This window comes from Vibrio sp. 1F253 (assembly GCF_041439295.1).
Classification (GTDB): domain Bacteria; phylum Pseudomonadota; class Gammaproteobacteria; order Enterobacterales; family Vibrionaceae; genus Vibrio; species Vibrio tasmaniensis_A.
In genome coordinates, this window is sequence record NZ_JBGONU010000044.1 from 1 (window position 1) to 16,575 (window position 16,575).

Annotated in this window: 18 protein-coding genes; 3 read left to right on the plus strand and 15 right to left on the minus strand. The window is 41.9% G+C overall.

All coding sequences use genetic code 11. The features are described 5' to 3' along the window. The first annotated feature begins 25 nt into the window (after nt 1-25). Nucleotides 26-304, plus strand: a complete 279-nt coding sequence (locus ACED28_RS18100; RefSeq protein ID WP_371710407.1) for a hypothetical protein — start codon at nt 26-28, stop codon at nt 302-304. Between the two features lie 255 nt (nt 305-559). Here ACED28_RS18100 and ACED28_RS18105 read toward each other — a convergent pair whose 3' ends face one another. Continuing rightward, a complete protein-coding gene (locus ACED28_RS18105) occupies nt 560-1,339 on the minus strand; it encodes a DUF3658 domain-containing protein (protein ID WP_017098419.1) in 780 nt (259 codons plus the stop codon). A 175-nt stretch (nt 1,340-1,514) separates the two neighbouring features. Next, entirely contained in the window at nt 1,515-1,997 is a 483-nt protein-coding gene (locus ACED28_RS18110; RefSeq protein WP_371710408.1) for a tetratricopeptide repeat protein, read from the minus strand. A gap of 132 nt (nt 1,998-2,129) precedes the next feature. On the opposite strand from ACED28_RS18110, the gene ACED28_RS18115 reads away from it, so the two are divergent. After that, complete coding sequence (locus tag ACED28_RS18115) at nt 2,130-2,501, plus strand: hypothetical protein (protein WP_017099645.1); 372 nt, start codon at nt 2,130-2,132, stop codon at nt 2,499-2,501. A 59-nt stretch (nt 2,502-2,560) separates the two neighbouring features. Here the strand turns inward: ACED28_RS18115 and ACED28_RS18120 are convergent, their stop codons facing one another. The 9 genes from ACED28_RS18120 to ACED28_RS18160 all read right to left on the minus strand — a co-directional run bounded on the left by ACED28_RS18120 (nt 2,561) and on the right by ACED28_RS18160 (nt 10,155). Next, nucleotides 2,561-3,172, minus strand: coding sequence for a hypothetical protein (locus ACED28_RS18120; RefSeq protein WP_371710409.1), 612 nt, complete (start codon nt 3,170-3,172; stop codon nt 2,561-2,563). Nucleotides 3,173-3,339: 167 nt separating this feature from the next. Further along, complete coding sequence (locus tag ACED28_RS18125) at nt 3,340-4,005, minus strand: glutathione S-transferase N-terminal domain-containing protein (RefSeq protein ID WP_371710410.1); 666 nt, start codon at nt 4,003-4,005, stop codon at nt 3,340-3,342. Between the two features lie 88 nt (nt 4,006-4,093). Continuing rightward, nucleotides 4,094-4,720 carry a LysE family translocator gene (locus ACED28_RS18130; RefSeq protein ID WP_017099648.1) on the minus strand — a complete coding sequence of 209 codons (627 nt, stop codon included), beginning with the start codon at nt 4,718-4,720 and terminating at the stop codon, nt 4,094-4,096. A 68-nt stretch (nt 4,721-4,788) separates the two neighbouring features. Further along, on the minus strand, nt 4,789-6,444 hold the full coding sequence (locus ACED28_RS18135; protein ID WP_371695959.1) for an SgrR family transcriptional regulator: 1,656 nt from the start codon (nt 6,442-6,444) through the stop codon (nt 4,789-4,791). An 854-nt stretch (nt 6,445-7,298) separates the two neighbouring features. Continuing rightward, entirely contained in the window at nt 7,299-7,739 is a 441-nt protein-coding gene (locus tag ACED28_RS18140; RefSeq protein ID WP_371710411.1) for a ribonuclease HI, read from the minus strand. 79 nt (nt 7,740-7,818) lie between these two features. After that, nucleotides 7,819-8,007, minus strand: coding sequence for an AlpA family transcriptional regulator (locus ACED28_RS18145; protein WP_029223996.1), 189 nt, complete (start codon nt 8,005-8,007; stop codon nt 7,819-7,821). Between the two features lie 67 nt (nt 8,008-8,074). Beyond that, nucleotides 8,075-8,674 (minus strand): inovirus Gp2 family protein, encoded by a 600-nt coding sequence (locus tag ACED28_RS18150; protein ID WP_371710412.1) that lies wholly within the window; start codon nt 8,672-8,674, stop codon nt 8,075-8,077. A 60-nt stretch (nt 8,675-8,734) separates the two neighbouring features. Next, nucleotides 8,735-9,415, minus strand: coding sequence for an inovirus Gp2 family protein (locus ACED28_RS18155; RefSeq protein ID WP_371710413.1), 681 nt, complete (start codon nt 9,413-9,415; stop codon nt 8,735-8,737). Between the two features lie 59 nt (nt 9,416-9,474). Continuing rightward, nucleotides 9,475-10,155: an inovirus Gp2 family protein gene (locus ACED28_RS18160; RefSeq protein WP_102294664.1), complete on the minus strand. Its 681-nt coding sequence runs from the start codon at nt 10,153-10,155 to the stop codon at nt 9,475-9,477. 556 nt (nt 10,156-10,711) lie between these two features. Here ACED28_RS18160 and ACED28_RS18165 point away from each other — a divergent pair. Then, on the plus strand, nt 10,712-11,599 hold the full coding sequence (locus ACED28_RS18165; protein WP_280555991.1) for a hypothetical protein: 888 nt from the start codon (nt 10,712-10,714) through the stop codon (nt 11,597-11,599). A 154-nt stretch (nt 11,600-11,753) separates the two neighbouring features. Here ACED28_RS18165 and ACED28_RS18170 read toward each other — a convergent pair whose 3' ends face one another. The 4 genes from ACED28_RS18170 to ACED28_RS18185 all read right to left on the minus strand — a co-directional run bounded on the left by ACED28_RS18170 (nt 11,754) and on the right by ACED28_RS18185 (nt 16,469). Next, nucleotides 11,754-12,956 (minus strand): tyrosine-type recombinase/integrase, encoded by a 1,203-nt coding sequence (locus ACED28_RS18170; RefSeq protein WP_371710414.1) that lies wholly within the window; start codon nt 12,954-12,956, stop codon nt 11,754-11,756. A 216-nt stretch (nt 12,957-13,172) separates the two neighbouring features. Then, nucleotides 13,173-14,819, minus strand: a complete 1,647-nt coding sequence (gene groL / locus ACED28_RS18175) for a chaperonin GroEL (protein ID WP_371710415.1) — start codon at nt 14,817-14,819, stop codon at nt 13,173-13,175. A 52-nt stretch (nt 14,820-14,871) separates the two neighbouring features. Continuing rightward, the gene (locus tag ACED28_RS18180; RefSeq protein WP_004733324.1) at nt 14,872-15,162 is read right to left on the minus strand and encodes a co-chaperone GroES; all 291 of its coding nucleotides are present in this window, start codon (nt 15,160-15,162) and stop codon (nt 14,872-14,874) included. 182 nt (nt 15,163-15,344) lie between these two features. Then, nucleotides 15,345-16,469 carry an LPS O-antigen chain length determinant protein WzzB gene (locus ACED28_RS18185; RefSeq protein ID WP_371710416.1) on the minus strand — a complete coding sequence of 375 codons (1,125 nt, stop codon included), beginning with the start codon at nt 16,467-16,469 and terminating at the stop codon, nt 15,345-15,347. Between the last annotated feature and the right edge of the window lie 106 nt (nt 16,470-16,575).

Consider the following 16,575-nt stretch of genomic DNA (forward strand, 5'->3'; position numbering starts at 1 on the left):
TTAGTGATTGTACTCACTTAACTCAGTGTCCAAAACTGCTGGTGCGGATCAGTTTAACTTAGCCTCAAAGAATGGACAGCAAGACGCACAGTATAAGCTTGCTGTTATTTACTACCTGGGGAAAATTGTGCCTAAAAATGATGTTACAAGCTATATGTGGTTAAACATCAGTCAATACAACGGAAAAGATATTCAAAATATGAAAGGAATAATATTTGATGACTTAAGCCAAGCTGATATTGATGAAGCTCAATTCAGATCAATAGAATGTGTCGAATCCCTGTATGAACACTGCAATTGGTAATTTTTGGTACGCAATCAGAACTATGCTGTAATGGTTTATACTCGCGGCTGTTTCCATAGCTCGAAAATAAAAACATTCCCTTCGTTAATATCCGAGGCTACGGTGATGAGAATGAGAATTTAAATTTTTACTTAGTTATAGCACGCACACTAGGAATGAGTGTTCGATAGGCAAAGTGTGAGCTTTTACTCTCAGTTACGTTTCCGTTGTATTTTTCTCACCCTATATTTTCACTAAATGTTTGAACTTCCCATATCATAACGCTCGACTCAACTGACGCCTAAAGAAAGGTCCTTCACCTACCGAGCGCACTATTTTTCTCAAGATCAACACACGCAATCTGTAACAGAGAAAAGTATCACCAACTTGCCCTACATAATCACCAAGCACACGACCAATGACTACTGCTGCAACACAAACTCGTGGGCCAATCGCAGCAAGAAGAGCAGCATCAAAAAACGTCTCATCATGGGATACAATTGCGGAACCGTTCCAAGTTCGAACCATATCCCTACTCACAAGAAGACTATCCCATTCTTTGGCTAATTTAACCTGCTGAAAGATATCAAGAGGTACTGGAATGACGGTAGTAAGTTCTTCGGCTGAACAGGCACCAACGATTGGCATGGTGTCTTTGCTCAACTTACCTGTCGTTACATCGGCTAAAAATAAACGTTGTTCCGGTAGCACAGAGCACAGCGCTCGCAACATTAATTGCTCATCCACTGACTGGCCAACCCAAACAACATAATCGCCATCGCATTCGAGGTTCTGATAGCTCTGCAATATGGGCAGTCCTATATGGCCGGCTAACCATGGCCATAAGTCTGGATCATTAATAAGATCACATACCCCCCTAAACCAATTACTACGTAGAGCATCTCCCTGCTGCGTACCATAATTATTTAACGGACCGTAAGTCAACGGGTCACTCAGCTCTACTACCCGCTTCTTTTCATCTGGCGCAAGAAGATAATTCAAAATGCCAGCAGCTGCGCCTCCTGTAACAAAGTGAGTCACCTTACGAAGGGTCATGACTAAACTCACTTATCATATCAGCACATCGTCTCTCTATTCTCATCATCGATCCTTGTCTGCTACCAACTGCTAATCACTTATCGAGCTCCATAACCTTAGAGTTCATAAGTTGGTTTACTCTATTGTTTCTATTCCCCGGTTAGACGAACAAATATACGTAGGAACGCAACATTTACCACGTTTTATCAAGGTCTTTTGCATAAAGCAGAATGGCTCGCTGGTAACTTTTGATTTTCTTACTCTCAGTGGTTGATAACAATAACTTAATTAGTAACGCCGTTGCTTCTTTGTGTCGTTCTAAGTTGTACAAACACATGGCATAGAACGGCTGTACTTCCAGTGAATCAGGGTATTCAGCAATGGTTCGCTCAAAATACTCTAACGCTTCAGTGTATTTACCCAAACTGCGATAAGTACTCGCCAACCCAAACAGAGCATCAACACGTTCAGTTATGGAAAGATCCCCTTCCAATGCAAGATGATAATGTATAAGCGCTTGCTTCTCTTTGCCTTCATTATCATAAGACCAAGCCATGTATAAATTTGCTTTGGCTGCATATTGACTGTCATCCAATAGCGTACGCAGCAAAAGCCGAGACGCATGATAATTTCCGGCCTCTCTAAGATTGATGGCTTCGTGGATAATGGTTTTCATGTGCATCTCCTCTATAATTGACTAATAGAATGAAATTTATTTACACTCTGTGCTAACTCTCAAATCGTCCAACGATAAATTATCAATGATAAAATCTTAAACTAGATGAATAAATAGTAATAAAGGAATCCAATGTTTATAAGATTTATTGCCAGTATGGAGGAGGAAAAGCGACTCCAGCATACTCATGGTATCATTACCCAAGCACAAATGATGCTTGTCGACGGATTGATCCTTTACGAGTACCATCAGGTGCATATTAAAGAAATCTTCACTCAACTTAATGAATCACTACCATGTCCACCGTTCCACTCAAAGTCATGGCCAGACAATGCTATCTCTTGGTTTTTAGACTCAAGCGTCAAACATATATCACTCATGTATGAGCTAAAATATATATTAGAAGAATATGATTCAAAGGTGGCGACATTACATTATTCAGACGTCGGCACCATTTTATACAGAGATGACTTTCAAGTGGTGGCTAAGTCTAGCCTCTTATGAAAAACAAAATAATATATTGATAATAAAATGAACCTTCTAAAAATATATACCCTCGCCGGTTAAAATGAGAACTGCAACCCAAGCTCATAGCTCACTTCCGCCTCATCACGCTCTGCATATTCTAAATTTGCAACTAAGCCAAACACTGAGCCGAATTGAAAGACGTTATTCCACTTAAACTCATCTCTTGCTAGATCTAAGAAATCATGCTGATAGGAAACTCCCATCAACCAATGATTAGCTATTTGTTTTCTAACCATCGCTTGACAGTATGTTCCACGCTCGGAATATGGTGAACTGTAATCACTATCAGCACGATAGTTTACTGCTCCACAGGATAAAGAGCTGGCCATTGCCCCTCCCAAACGCCCAATGAGTCCTCCGCCAGCTTGCCAACTATCTACCTCCGAACTAAATCGAGTGAGAAAGTCTGCTTTTCCTTCAACGAATACGTAGTCAAAAACTTGAGCACTGACATCTAAGTATACCCCTCCCATCGTCTTATTCTCTGTATTGTCATACTTATCGTTAAGGTAAGGTTTTAACGCTCCCGACTTAAAACTAGCTCCTTTATAACCAAATCCTATGTGAGAAAAATTATCAACAATCTCACTTGATGCAAAGCTTGAACACGAAACTAACAACATCAGAGGAACAACTTTAGTTATCATAATACGATATCCTGTGGCACTTTTTTGACATGAAAGTTTATTCTGTACATTGCATATTGACAGCAACATACGGAAATAAACTATAACAAATCAATATGTAACATCCGATAAATTTAAACGCAAACTATGCGTTGCGTTCACATTTCCATCGTTGTCTTAAAGCATGTTTAAATTCCAGTGCCAATCCTATCTAGGCTGTCATACCAATTCAAAACATGGCTAGTCAGCATTTCCCCTGTGAAAGCGTTACTCGTAGACAGCAGCCACTTCAACGTCCCATAGACGATATAGTCTGAATACATGGGCGCATCGCCCGATAAGTATCGTGTCTTAGTTAAATAAGATTCCAGTACTCTCATTTTTTTAAGTAAGTCGGCCTTTGCTAACTCTTGGCTGTTGCTTTGTACATTTTCTAAGCTGTCCTGAAAGTGTTTCTCTCTAGAGGAACGAAAGTAATCTTTATCGCGATCTTTAAGCTTGCAGTAAATGTCGAAGATGGCAATTTTGGCGATGTCCGAATGTAATGATGCTGCCCACTCATGGAAAAAAAGTGCCATTAAACGCCCTTTTTCACCGCCAAATAATGAAGGTGATTCAGGGTAGTGGGCCTCAAGATAATCAGCGATGTTAAACGAATCAGAGAGCACCGTTTCACCATCTTTGATGGCGGGGAGTGTAGAAAACTGCGCCTTAAACTGAGCCTGAATGTCGACAAAAGAAAGCTCAGTGGTATCAAACGCTATATTTTTGTGTATCAAGCACATTTTCGTTCGCCAACAATAAGGACTGAATTTTAAGCCATCGCCCCCACACAGTTCGTAAAAAGTGATCATAGGTGTCTTACTCCGAGAGTTGCTAAATAGGTGTAATGGTTGTGCTGGGCACAGTATGTTCAATCTTGGTCGCGGTTCTCAGTCGAGATTAAGTGGGTTCTTTAACTGCTAGAATACCTGCGGCTCCCAGCAGTAAAGCACCACTTCCTCTTGTCACAGCGGTAAGAGATAGTCGGCTCGCATCAACAATCCGTCTGGCCGAAAACGCATAAAACATCACTAAACTGAAATCAAGCAACGCCATGGTTGGGCACATCACTAATAGTTGAGGGAATACGGGTAAGTCGGGGTTGATGAATTGCGGAAAAAAAGCCGAAAAGAATAGGATGGCTTTGGGATTGCCAGCCGCGACTAAAAAGCCAGAGTAAAACAACTTTTTGTTTGAGGCCTGTAAATCTGAGTTGTTGAGGTTTAAGTGCTCAACTTGTGCTGGTTTAGCGAGGAGCATTTTTAGTCCCATGTAAACCAACGTGATCACACCAAAAACTTTGATGACAGTAAATGCCACTACCGAATTGGCAAGGATGACACCTAAACCCAAGGCGACTAACACCATTTGAATAAAGTTAGCTGAGATGTCCCCAAGGGCGGTATATAGCACGCGTTTGTGCCCATAACTGAGAGCATGTGCAATACCTAAAAATATGCTAGGCCCTGGTGTCGCGGTAAGAATGAGCGATGCCGCGACAAAGCCGAGCCAAAGGTGAAAGTCCATTTTTTTTCCTTAATTATCCGTTAAACACTGCAAATCATATCGCTACAGATACACTACCATACCAGCGATTACTCCAACCACATATTGACCAGCGACATGACACCCATATTGTTGGTTTCGGTACCATACAAATTGTCTGCGCGAGTGACGGTAAAATGATTGCGCCACAGAGGACAATAATAATAGTTCTGGATAAGCCAATCCTCCGCTCGATACAGCTTGTGCAGAAGCTCCTCACTGTCGTTACTTTCCTGCATGAGCATATCAATAAAGGTTAATAGGCTTTGTTTTCCACGTTCAGACAAACATAGGCTAAACACATTGCCGCAAAGTAGCCATTCGTAATACTGGAACGTCAGGTCGTCGCCAAATACGTAACAGTCGTAGGAGACATCAACAGCCACATCTTGAGACTGTCCTTGAAGACATACCTTCCAAATAACCCCTTTTTGAGACAACGCATCAAGCAAAGGTTGCAACTCCCTCATATGACTGTCTATCACTTCAATTATCACCGGACGAGCTGGCAGTTTCATGTCGTGATTGAACAAGTGAAATCCCTTATCTTGATGGCAATCCATCACGCTGTTCGCTGCTCTTTTCTGGCTATCAAGTGTAAAGCGTCGACTATGATGAACAAGCCAAGCTCTTTCTTGAGCGGACAAGGCGTTTGCATGATGATGAAACTGCAAAACAGTACACCCACTGCGATCGACTTTTTGTGGCTGAGCGGGTTGAGATTCGCAATAGAGCAGTTCTGCCACGTGCATAGGCGTTTGAGGTTGGGCATCGCTACACCAAAACTCTACTCGTTCAATATGGCCACCAAAGCCAAAATAGTGGTTGTTGCGAACCAAACTCCAATATTGTTTTTCCAGACTTTCGACCCGATATGCTCCACACCCGATAGGTTTTGAAGCCTGATAATCAAAAATTGCACTGTGTGAGTCGGCTAACAAATGCAGGAAAACGGGGTCAAATTGACGCATAGAGAAAATGACCCACTGCTTATCTATGTCAATACCCTCTACATGACGAAATAGAATTTGATATGGATGCGGCGTCCTAAGGCGCATTTCTATATTTTTTTTGACAAGTTCCGGTGTCAGCACTTCTCCATTGTGCATCATTATATCATTGCGGATGCGGAGACGGATTTGCTTGTCACTGTAATGAAATTGGTGAGCGATATGAGGTACAATTTCGTTCTGAATAGGGTTATATCGAACTAAGGTATCGAAGACGCTTTCGATCAATAAAATAGAACGAGCGGACTGCGCCAAATGAGGGTGCCATTCAGGTAGCACGTAAGGAACTAAATACATTAAAGTATTCTGCTTTTTCAGTTCCTGTTGCGCATCCCCTAACCAGAGTGGTAAGTGATCTTGAAATAGGCGTACTTCGCCAAGTAGAGTGGCTAATCGAAATGCCTGATTCATTCTGCCAGACCGAGCCATTCGCTCTAACTGAGTCAGCAGTGAAGTCTCAAAACTTTTTAGTAGTGTCAGTTTCGAACGATGACCTCGCCCCTGACCCGAAGCCCAATGGATAAGCCCAAAGCTTTCAAAAGAAGCCATTAGCTTACTCACGTACCTCTCTGAGCAGGCCAGAATTTCAGCAAGGGAGACAATATCAACATCATAAGTTTCATTGCGAGAAAAATGTTTCTCGAGTTGCTTTAAACGCTGCAGATGACTCGTAGATAACAACTGAGAAGCTACCATGTCAACCTCAAAATCATGTTCATTAGATACAACGGATCCCTCTGAAATATGGCGACTTAACTTAAAGTTGTCCTCTTATAATGCCACGGGACGTGATTAATAAAGGTGGGTAATCTGACCGACTAGGAATCCCACCAAGAAAACTATCCCAGGCAAGATCGGATGGCTTTGGCTTTGTATTACCGTCATCGTTTGTTCTGGTTCCAGTAAGTAGTGTTTGGCGTTTAAAGTATAGAATGTGTAGTCTAATGGATTCATTGTTTTACTCACTAATAATGGCTCATGTGTTCATTATCAGCGAACAAACCCGAAATAATAACGCTCTCTTTACTATAAACAGTTCACCTTTTAATTAATGAAGTACAGCTCTATTTTTGCTAACTGCCACCAAACAAAATAATTCAACAAGCATGTCGAGGCAAGTTAATCCCAGTCACATGCAATATTAACAATCGACGCTACATCTTCATCAAAGTAAACGTAAGCAGACTTACAACTATCTTCCATAAGTTAAAGTCGCTTTGACACGTCGACTCAACAAAGCGTAACTTTTCGCTGGTGCTGAGAAAGAGTAAATGTAACGTCTGCGCAGCGGTACGCTAGATTGTAGTGTCCTAATATCGTTCTATTTATAAATCATACAATCCTTATCTACATCATGATCACTATCATCGTCAATGTCGAGCCTGAAAAAACACCCCAATTGCAGCCATTGAATGCTTCATCTTCAGGTATATGTTATCTATAAAAACGCTTAACGCTACCCTAAAGACGAATCACTGTTCCTAGGGATAAAGTAACAATGCGACCGCACAGCCTGCTAGCGGTTTGCCAACAAACTGTGCTCTATCTTCTTACTCGGCTTCTGCCGCTTCAACAGCTAACAAGTCTGCCATGTCATTACCTCTATCACCTGAATGAGCTTTGACCTTAAACACCTCTACGTATTTCTGTGAACGCAATTCGTCGATTTGTTGCCATAGATGACGGTTCTTAACTGGCTTCTTATCTGACTTACGCCAACCTTTATCCTTCCAGTTATCTAACCAACCGTTATAACCCTTCACACAAAAGTCACTATCTGAGTAGATGACATCGCCATCCTGCGCATACTCTAGACCTTCGATTAAGGCCATTAGCTCTAATTTTGCATTGGTGGTACTGCGTCTGATAGTGATGCTATCTTGATACTCTAGTTCACCGTGCTCATTAAAAGCTGCAATACCAATCCCACCCTGTGTGCATCCGTGTTGATTGTTCGGTGCCGCGCCATCTACGTAAATTGAATAACTCATTTTATTTCTCTCTCTAATTGAAAAGGGAGCCCTCAATGGCTCCCTGTTGATGTGGTCAGTGTGTTTTCTGCTACTTGGATTATTCTTGGCTCTCTCGCAGTGCTAGACGTTGTTCCATCCATTCTTCGATTTCACTCTCTAGCCAAGCTACTGCTCTTCCTCCCAATGGAATGGTTTTAGGAAAGACTTCTTCATCCATAAACTTGTAGATAGTTGAACGGCTTAACCCTGTTGCTGCGATTACGTCTTTTAGTCTTAAGAATCTCATTGGGAATGCTCCTGTATTTTGTATATACCCATGAGATAAGCCACCGCTGTAAAAAAGTGCGGTGAGGTTAACCCTCGCTAGAGCCAAAACAGTAATGCTCTTCTTGCCATGCCTCAGCTAGACGGCTCATGCGGTGAAATACATTGTTCTTTACTACGCTACTTTTGCTCTTGCAGCGCGTCCCTAAGCCGTAGTTACCTCGGTCGTTAAATAATACCAATGAACGCTCTTTGCCTTCGTAGTGGCTCTGTACAGCCTCTTGCCATGCCTCTTTAAGGTGGTTGGCTAATTGATTACGTTTATCCCAACAGATAGCGGAGCCAAAGTACTGGTTGTAATCAAGCAAGAGTATGACTTGGTAATTGTGTGAGGGGGATTTATCGGCTCGCTTACGCCACGAGTAATAGAGTGAGTCTGTATTAAGTCTCTTTTTAAGCTGGTGGATGTAGTCATTGATGATGGTTAAATCGGTGTCTGGGTGGTCTTTAGGAAGGTATAGCCCCAAATGCATGACTAACGTGAACTCAAACTGCTCTAGTGCCTGTTCAAAGAGGTTGGTCATACTCGTAAGGGCGGATTCATACAGCCCGTGCTCACTGTAGATCACGGGATAATCGTTAAAGGTGGTGGAATGGGTTATTGCTGGTGTATGGGGAGTGTGGGGCATGAGACAGTACCTATGGCTAGTTGAATGACATAAGTACTGCTTGTGGTGTAATTTTTTAGGTTATCGACGACTGCAACCAAAACTCGTACTACGGTTATCATCGTGTTTGGTGGTGGGCTTCGCGAGACGACTCATTCGATAGAAGAACTCGTTTAGCTGTAACGGGAACGTTTCTGTGTCGGAGAAAAGCTCAAAACCTTCATTGTTAGGGGAATACGCTAACCCTGAGCATCGTTGGTTAGAGTGAGCTTCCATCACCCTATCCCATGTCTTTCTTACTTTTTTGTAGAGAAAACGCCCCCAACTATCTCGACCTGTTCCTAAGCTTTGGAAGAGCTCTCTATCAAAGAGCAAGATAAGATGATACTGGCTAGTGGAGTCACACTCCCTCGCCCAGATATAGCGGATCACCGTTTGTGGATGTTGATAGGTGTTATTGGCGTATTTGTCCTTACAGAGTTCATTAGTCTCCAATTCTAAAGTATGAAAGAAATGGGCAAACACCGTTAGGTAATCGCCCCTGAAGTGACTCGGTAGATTTAGGTTGAGGTGAACAGCAAAGAGTCTCGGATATTGATTTAGTGCTTCAGTCAGTACTTGATCGATATCCTCCAAATACTCAAGGATAAGACCACCCTCGTGGTAGTAGAGTGGCTTTCCATTAAACGTTCGGTCATGAGTGACGGGGAGGTGGTTAGACGCTTCTGAGTGATGTTGAGTGGCGTTGAGCTGGTTTGACATTCTAGTTCCTATGGTTTGTTGTTAATCCCACAGGAACTGTCACTACCGTAATTTTTAAACTACTTATGACTATGGCCGAAATTCCGTCTACCGCTACCAAAGTGTTTCGTGTCTTCTTTGGCTAAATAACTAATGTGCTTAAATAGCTCATCAAACGCGTCGTCAAAGTCATCAGAGTTACGGTTCAAGCGATGAATAACCACGCTGTCGCTATTCTTTCTCTTTGAGAAATGTACTAATCCATTTGCTTCTTCATAATCAACACCGACGACTCTCGCCCATGCCTCCACGATAAAGGAGCCTAAATTATCATTTGGCGTTTGAGTTTGTCCCAACCAGTTAAATCTATCCTTATTGAACATGAGTAATAAGTGATAGTGATCATTCATTGAGGTAGAGCGCTCTCTAACCCACACATTTCGAACCTTACAGGGATGAACCCTACCACCCTCTTGTCTTTTTTTTCGCTTTCCAGAGTAAGCTATCTGTGACTGCAACGAGCGGATAAAATCTGTGATGACATTACCGCATTCTTCATTGGCTCTTAGCTTGGGAAATCTCAAATCTACACGGATAGCCATAAGACGAGGATAGTCATCTAATGCTCGTTCAATGGTGGCGTGCATTATTTCTAAGTAGTCGAGGTACAGTGGACCGTGTGCAGTCTGGATAGGATGACCAAGAAAGGTTTTCTTGATGGTGAGTCTGAGGTTTTTGTTTTTTCTAGAACGTACATTCATTGCTATCTATTCCTATGTTGAGGTTCATAGATAGGTCGATGCCGTTATTTATAATGGTGTACTGTGAGTCACTTGGTGTGACTCAGGGATATGTGATGATGTAGTCGTGTACTAGGTAGGGTAGATGTTTAGTTATTAACGTAATAATACTAACCAGACAGACAATGCAAAAAACCTTTACGTATACATTTCCTGTCCGTATGGAGGAACAAATATTAGTTAACCATCAACGCCTAGGCACTGAACTGTGGAAAACCGATATCAGCTTACCCACTCTCGAATCCAAGTCAGTTACAAGTTAAATGACAGTTTGTTGAGCTAGTTAATGAAGAGAGAGATCTCAATAATGCACACTACTTCAACAACAATCCATCACGCCAAAACGACTCAACACATCCTCATTCATTGTCAAAAACCACGGTCCATACCTTTTTATTTCTGGAATTCACTCACATAAAAGATGATAACTAAAAAATAATTTTAATAGGTACATCAATCGGACTACACTAAAAATCAGAGCGTAAACGTAAATGCACCGACCATTAAGGAGAGCATTGTGTCCCAAAACCAGATAACTGATACACCCTGCAAGATCTGCAATTTCATCAACCCCTTTGATAGGCAAGGCTCTTATATTTTATTTTCAGAAGGGTATTCCAAGACACTCCCTCTTGTTAAAAAGAGTTACTCTCCCGCACGTTATTTAGGAATAGAAAACAGGGAACAACTAAAGTTAATATTGCAGGACTGCACACCTAATAATGACACCTACCTGCTCCCGTTCAGCCCGTTAAGCGAATCAAGATTTCGAAATAACCCTATAGCCGATGAATTCGTTGAGTATCAAAACATCTATCGTTATTTCGAAAAAAAGAACATCAGGCAACAGCCAAAATCTACCCTCATTTGTTTGTGTATGTTGTTAGCAAAAAATTATGATGAGAAACTAGGTGGGATCCCAATGGGGATAAAAATGCTAGCCACTAGACTTGGAACTAACAGCCGTAAAATAACCGTCAGTATCAAATCACTAGAAGAAATGGGATTAATCGTTTTTCACCAAAGGCGATCTGTTACCGACAATGTGACTCTTCCTTGTTTTATTGAACCTACCCGCACATTTGTATTGAAATTTACGTCTCTATTTAGAAAAGGGAAGACTAAACCAAAAGAAAACTCTGAAGTAGACACACATGACAGCCACACCACCCCTGAGCAAGATTACGAAAACTTAATAATTAGAATTGCCGATAAAGAAAGTATGTACGATGACATAAAGGAAAACTTAGACGCTCAGAAACCAGATTATTATCTACATGGTAAGGAAGGCTTCTTCTGGTATCAAAATCAAATATACACTCTTAAAGTGAAACTCTTGAACTTAGTACGCCAGCCAGAGGTCGAGGAGGTGATTAAAGTTCACGCCTATCGAGTGCTGATCTAGCTCATTTGGAAGAATAAACACCCCATCCCACCAGTCGTTTTAGAGCAGGTGTTTAAGGTCTTAGGGTAATGCTCATATTTGAACGTGCAGCATAAACAGTATTATTTTGGGGGGCAAACTCGATAACATTGCCCCAACACTGAATCAATCACATCTAGTGCTCATCTGACAAAATATCTAAGTAATCAGCCCATTCCTGCATTAGTTTGATCCTTTTTGACAAGTAAAGTGAGCGATTATACGCCCTTGACGTTGCCGTTCCCGTCAAATGAGCTAACTGTGTTTCGATCACCTCAGAATTCCAGCCTTTCTCATGTAAAATAGTTGAAGCTGTACTTCTAAAACCATGAGCTGACATTACATCTGCGAGGTACCCTAAATCTCGTAAACGATTAGTTAATATATTCTTGCTCATCGGCTTATTGCTATCCCTTTGGTTAGGGAAAACAAGAGGCGAATAGCCCGTCACTAATTTAACATTCCTTAACTGATCCACAACTTGTCGTGACATTGGTACAAGATGCTCACGATTACGCTTCATCTCTTCAGCAGGAATTCTGATTAAACAATCTTCAAAATCAATATAGTCCCACTTTAGATTTCTTATTTCAGTTGGTCTTAAAAAGACTCTAGGTATAAGCCTAAGAGCTTCTACCGTACAGTAGTTCCCTGATTGATTCGTATCAATATCTTTAATCAATTGTCCTAGTTCGCTGGGTTTAACAATTGCAGCTCTATGCTGAACTTTCGGTAACGGCTTCAATATATCTCCAAGCGGCAGACCTTGAGCTGGGTTATTTCGAGTCAATCGATGACCTAATGCATATCCAAATACCCTATTAATAACAGCTAGTATATTCGGAGCTTTTTTTGGGGTACCAGCCGCCTCAATTGCCAACATGAGATCAGTAATATGTCTTGTATCAATCTCATCGAGATGCAGTTTACAAATACTTTTTGAGTCAATGATTATCCATCGCCTAACTCGGGCAGCATGATCTTCTGACCAAGAATCTTTTTTCTGCTCCCACCACTTTATAGCCACTGCTGAGAAAAGCTTATTTTGGTCAACACTCTTACTACGCTTCCTCTCCCTTCTCTCATCCATGGGATTAATACCGTTCACTAACGATGCTCTTGCTTCCGCTGCTAATTTCCGGGCTTCTTTGAGGGGGACGGAGGGGTACTTTCCTAACGCCATTTCTTGGTACTTCGATGAGTACCTAAAACGAAAGCGCCAAAGTTTTGAACCGTTCTTTTTTATAAATAAAAACAATCCATTACCATCAGATCTCTTTACCTGAGACTGACCTTCAGGACACGATAAGCTATCTATTTCCTTTACTGTTAGTGGCATTCACAGCTCCCATGAGGGGTATTAAATGAGGGGTATTACCAAAATATACCACCAAATTTGAGAGTTAGGAAACATACGATACCCCGCATTATCCTCACGATTTTCATAGAACCAGCTATACACCCTTGGACTTTACTAGACGATAAATATTAAAAAAGCCCGTAAACACTGGGCTTACGAGCTCTTAATGGACTTTACTGGATTAAGTCAGGTCGTTTACATCATGCCGCCCATGCCACCCATACCGCCCATGCCACCCATATCAGGCATTGCAGGGCCAGAATCTTGTGGCTTATCAGTGATCATAGCTTCTGTTGTGATCATAAGACCAGCAACGGATGCTGCAAACTGAAGTGCAGAACGCGTTACCTTAGTTGGATCTAGGATACCCATAGCAATCATGTCACCGTACTCACCCGTAGCCGCGTTGTAACCGTAGTTACCTTCGCCAGCACGAACGTTGTTAGCAACAACAGATTCTTCATCACCTGCGTTCTTAGTGATTTGACGAATAGGCGCTTCCATTGCACGTAGTGCAACACGGATACCTACGTTTTGCTCTTCGTTGTCACCTTCAAGGTCAGCAACTTTAGATGCAGCGCGGATAAGTGCAACACCACCACCAGCAACCACACCTTCTTCAACAGCAGCGCGAGTTGCGTGAAGTGCATCTTCAACGCGGTCTTTCTTCTCTTTCATCTCAACTTCAGTTGCAGCGCCAACTTTGATTACCGCAACACCGCCAGCTAACTTAGCTACGCGCTCTTGAAGCTTCTCTTTGTCGTAGTCAGACGTTGCATCTTCGATTTGTTGACGAATTTGAGAAACACGACCTTTGATCATATCTTCATTACCCGCACCATCAATGATGGTTGAGTTTTCTTTAGTGATCGTAATGCGCTTAGCTTGACCTAGGTCTTCTAGCGTTACTTTTTCAAGGTCTAGGCCGATCTCTTCAGAGATAACCGTGCCGCCCGTTAGGATAGCGATGTCTTGAAGCATAGATTTACGGCGGTCGCCGAAACCAGGTGCTTTAACAGCAGCCACTTTAACGATGCCACGCATGTTGTTCACAACAAGAGTCGCTAGCGCTTCGCCTTCTACATCTTCAGCGATGATAAGAAGTGGACGAGATGCCTTAGCAACCGCTTCTAGAGTCGGAAGAAGTTCACGGATGTTCGACACTTTCTTGTCGATTAGAAGAATGAATGGGCTCTCTAGATCAACAGAACCTGCTTCTTGGTTGTTGATAAAGTAAGGAGACAGGTAACCGCGGTCGAACTGCATACCTTCAACTACGTCTAGCTCGTCTTGTAGAGCCTGACCTTCTTCAACCGTGATAACGCCATCACGACCTACTTTTTCCATCGCTTCAGCAATGATGTTACCTACTGTCGAATCAGAGTTCGCAGAGATAGTACCTACTTGCGCGATAGCTTTCGTGTCTGAACAAGGAACAGAAAGGTTCTTCAGCTCTTCAACAGCCGCGATAACTGCTTTGTCGATGCCGCGCTTAAGATCCATTGGGTTCATGCCAGCAGCAACGGCTTTTAGGCCTTCAGCAATAATAGACTGAGCCAATACTGTTGCTGTAGTTGTTCCGTCGCCCGCCGCGTCATTCGCTTGCGAAGCCACTTCTTTAACCATTTGTGCGCCCATGTTTTGGAACTTGTCTTCAAGTTCGATTTCACGTGCAACTGAAACACCATCTTTAGTGATAGTCGGTGCGCCAAATGATTTGTCTAGAACAACGTTACGGCCTTTAGGACCTAGCGTTACTTTTACTGCGTCAGCCAGAACGTTTACACCTTCTAGCATTTTAATACGTGCGTCGTTACCAAATTTAACGTCTTTAGCAGCCATCTTAATTTCCTTTAAAATTCTTTATTCAGTCAGTTCAGTTTTATGGGTCGGATTACTCAACGATCGCCATGATGTCGTTTTCAGACATGATCAGAACTTCTTTGCCGTCGATCTTTTCAGTTTTAGTGCCGTAGCCTTCAGAGAAGATAACGGTATCGCCAACTTTAACGTCCAATGGTTGTACTGAACCATTTTCTAGAATGCGGCCTTTGCCAACAGCTAGAATTGTACCGCGCGTTGATTTTTCAGCGGCAGAACCAGTTAGAACGATGCCACCAGCAGATTTAGATTCAACTTCTTGGCGCTCAACGATAACTCGGTCGTGTAGAGGACGGATATTCATCGGTCGTATCTCCTGATAATTTCCATGTGATTTGATAGTTGCCACGATTGGCATGGGTTAATCAGTATGTTGGGGCAATGTGAAAGATCCCAAGGGGGGAGATGGACTTTTTGTGAGGAAACTCAAACAACAATATATGTAGAAAGAAAAATGGCTAGTGAAAAACACTAGCCATTTGAAATTTAATCTTCTTTTCTAAACGAAAAGCGTATTAAAACAATCGCAACCCCAAGCATACCACCTAACAAAGTACCGAGAACTACTATCAAAGCGCGTTTAGGTTTATCTCGAGTGGTTGGTTGCTCAACATCACTTAAGTAACGAAATGCGTTAAAATCAACGTTTCGATCGATTTTAATACTGTCGAGTATGTCTAACTGAGCCGTTATTTGTTGAAGGCGAGGCTCCAAAACAGTGAGATTTTTTACAGACTCCAAAATCTTGATTTTTTCTTGCAAAGCTTTTGAGCCAAGTTCAATTTCATAAAAATCTCTTGCGTTACCACTTAAAAGAGGGGTATCTACACCCGCTGCTTTGGCAATTTTCAAAGCAGACTGCGCGCGCTCGATTTCAGCTAGCAACCTATTTCTAGCCTTACTTTCAAGAGCCATTTTCTGCTGGAGCAGCTCGTTGCGCTCACCGAAAACGAGTGCTTCAAGATGATCAAATGCATCTTCACGAACTTGAAGCTCAGTGAAAACAATATAAGAGTTTAATAAATCAAAACTGCTTTCTTTTGTGATGGATTGAAAACTCAGAACATATGGTGCATCTTTGTTCTTTTTATCAGCTAGTGACGCAGAGGTCCTTGCCAACCACGCGATGTACAGCTTGCGAGTGGCGTCTTCAGTTATTTCAGCAGCGTTCGCAAAATGATTGTCTTTAATATCTTGAAATTCAGCGCTTTGCTTTAAGAAAGCTTGTTTATTATTGTTTGAATTAAATAAATCAACAAACCGTTGAAATATGACCTGAGAATCAACTAAATAATTGAGCTCTGCACTACCAGAGGTTGAACCATTTGCTTGATAAATAGAGAAAGCAGGTTGAAATTGTTTCACCTGATGCTGATACATCATTCTATCTTGAAGCTCAGCTTTTGTAATTTCAGCTTCAGAAGACCACCATTCTTGAGATGTCAGCGCAAAACCAATAGCACTAGCAGTAAATAAAGCCGTAACCAATATGATGATGAGCTTACCATCCCACAAAGCCTTAAAAAGCTCTCTAAGATCGATCTCATCACTTGGAGTATACATCGGTGGATTTTGTTGGGAATGCGGCTGTAGTTGGGTGTGCTGCTTCACTGTAAATCTCTCAAACATCTAAATTGATAACGGTAGAATCGTATCACACCGCATAACGTTAGTATTGTGTGATTTGTAAACTTTATGAAAGCGATCTTCAGACTAT